The sequence below is a fragment of the Stenotrophomonas sp. 2YAF22 genome (assembly GCF_052114665.1).
GTDB classification, from domain to species: domain Bacteria; phylum Pseudomonadota; class Gammaproteobacteria; order Xanthomonadales; family Xanthomonadaceae; genus Stenotrophomonas; species Stenotrophomonas indicatrix.
Window position 1 is genome coordinate 1 of sequence record NZ_JBFRFE010000702.1, and the last position, 2,024, is coordinate 2,024.

At 65.1% G+C, this 2,024-nt stretch carries 4 protein-coding genes; all 4 read left to right on the forward strand.

What is annotated here, in order from left to right; all coding sequences use genetic code 11:
• Positions 1 to 252, forward strand: a 252-nt coding sequence (locus tag AB4Y84_RS20130) for a 5-formyltetrahydrofolate cyclo-ligase (protein WP_442250770.1), incomplete at its 5' end; no start/stop codon positions are given.
• Entirely contained in the window at positions 249 to 728 is a 480-nt protein-coding gene (locus AB4Y84_RS20135) for an EVE domain-containing protein (RefSeq protein ID WP_025874197.1), read from the forward strand. The genes AB4Y84_RS20130 and AB4Y84_RS20135, both read left to right, overlap by 4 nt.
• Positions 729 to 752: 24 nt before the next feature.
• Positions 753 to 1,400, forward strand: coding sequence for a ribose-5-phosphate isomerase RpiA (gene rpiA, locus AB4Y84_RS20140; protein ID WP_099820806.1), 648 nt, complete (start codon positions 753 to 755; stop codon positions 1,398 to 1,400).
• A 21-nt stretch (positions 1,401 to 1,421) separates the two neighbouring features.
• Entirely contained in the window at positions 1,422 to 1,868 is a 447-nt protein-coding gene (locus AB4Y84_RS20145) for a DUF192 domain-containing protein (RefSeq protein ID WP_025874195.1), read from the forward strand.
• The last annotated feature ends 156 nt before the right edge of the window (positions 1,869 to 2,024 follow it).

Below are 2,024 nucleotides of genomic sequence, written 5' to 3' on the forward strand. Positions count from 1 at the left end.
CAGATGGCCCTGGTGGTGACGCCGCTGGTGGGCTTCGACGCACAGTGCCGACGGCTGGGCATGGGAGGCGGCTGGTATGATCGCAGCTTCGCCTTCCGCCATGATCGGCCGGCGCCACCCTGGCTGGTTGGCGCGGCATTCTCGGTGCAGCAGGTCGAGTCCTTGYCGGTAGCGTCCTGGGACGTGCCGGTGGATGCGATCTGCACTGAAGCCGGCACCCTGCTCCCTTCCGCTGCCCCCGTGAACGCATGACCGCCCGCAAGCGCTACTGGCTGATGAAGTCCGAACCGGACGCTTTTTCCATCGATGACCTGGCCAAGGTCAAGGTTGAACCCTGGAACGGCGTGCGCAACTACCAGGCGCGCAATTTCATGCGCGATGGCATGCAGGTCGGTGACGGCATCCTGTTCTACCACTCCAATACCAAGGTGCCAGGCATCGTCGGCCTGGCCACGGTGGCCAGCGCGGCCTATCCGGACGACACCCAGTTCGACCCGAAATCCGACTACCACGATCCCAAGAGCACGCGCGAGAACCCGCGCTGGATGCTGGTGGACGTGGCCTTCGACCGCAAGCTCAAGCAGGTGATCGCGCTGGACGAGATCAAGCTGCATGCCGAGGAACTCGGCGAAGGCTTCCCGCTGGTTGCCAAGGGCAACCGCCTGTCGGTGTTCCCGGTGACCGCTGCGCAGTGGAAGCTGCTGCTGTCGCTGGAAAAGAAATCCTGATTCCCTGCCTGAGAGCTCTCCGCAATGTCTGAAGCCAAGCGCCTGGCCGCCGAAAAGGCCATCGAGTACGTCGAAGACGGCATGATCGTCGGTGTCGGTACCGGTTCCACCGTCGCCTATTTCATTGATGCGCTGGCCCGCATCCAGCATCGCATCAAGGGTGCGGTGTCCAGTTCCGAACAGAGCACCGCGCGCCTGAAGCAGCATGGCATCGAGGTGATCGAGCTGAACCACACCGGCACCCTGTCGCTGTACGTGGATGGCGCCGACGAGTGCGATGCCAACAAGTGCCTGATAAAGGGCGGCGGCGCTGCGCTGACCCGCGAGAAGATCATCGCCGAGGCCAGCGAGCGCTTCGTCTGCATCGTCGACCCGAGCAAGCAGGTACCGGTGCTGGGCAGGTTCCCGCTGCCGGTGGAAGTGATCCCGATGGCACGCAGCCTGGTCGCCCGCCAGATCCGCGACATGACCGGGGGCCAGCCGACCTGGCGCGAGGGCGTGGTGACCGACAACGGCAACCAGATCCTGGACATCCACAACCTGCAGATCACCGATCCGGAAAAGCTCGAGCGTGAGCTCAACCAGCTGCCGGGCGTGGTCTGCGTCGGCCTGTTCGCACGGCGCCGTGCCGATGTGGTGATCGTCGGCGGCGAGCCGCCGATCGTGCTCTGACCCTTTCGAAGGACCCTGACGATGTCGTTGCTGCGCTCACTGCTGATGCTCCCGCTGCTGGCCCTGACCGGCTGCGCCACCGATGCTGCCCGCCACTGGGTGGAACTTGATGGTGCGCGCTATGACGTTGAACTGGCCACCAACGATGAAACCCGTGCGCGCGGGTTGATGTTCCGCGACCAGATGGCCGAGGACCACGGCATGCTGTTCGTGCATGACCGCGAGGAAATGCAGGCGTACTGGATGAAGAACACCAAGATCGCGCTGGACATCCTGTACTTCGACAGCGAGCGGCGGCTGGTGAGCCAGCAGCGCGACGTGCCGCCGTGCTCGGCCGGTGACATGTGCCCGCCCTACCCCAGCGGTGGCCCGGCACGCTTCGTGCTGGAACTCAATGCCGGCCAGGCGGAGAAGCTCAAGCTGAAGGATGGCACCGAGCTGATCTTCGGCCCGGGCATCGAGAAGTAAGGTACGGCCGGGCTGCGCCCGGCACCCGCCGAAGCCAAGGCCAGAGCAACAGCAAAAGCGTGCATTCCTTGGGTTGGCGGGGTGGGTCCGGTTGCGGGGGACGCCGTAAACCCGTCCCTGGGGGCTTGGCCGCGGCATCCATGCCGCGGACACCCC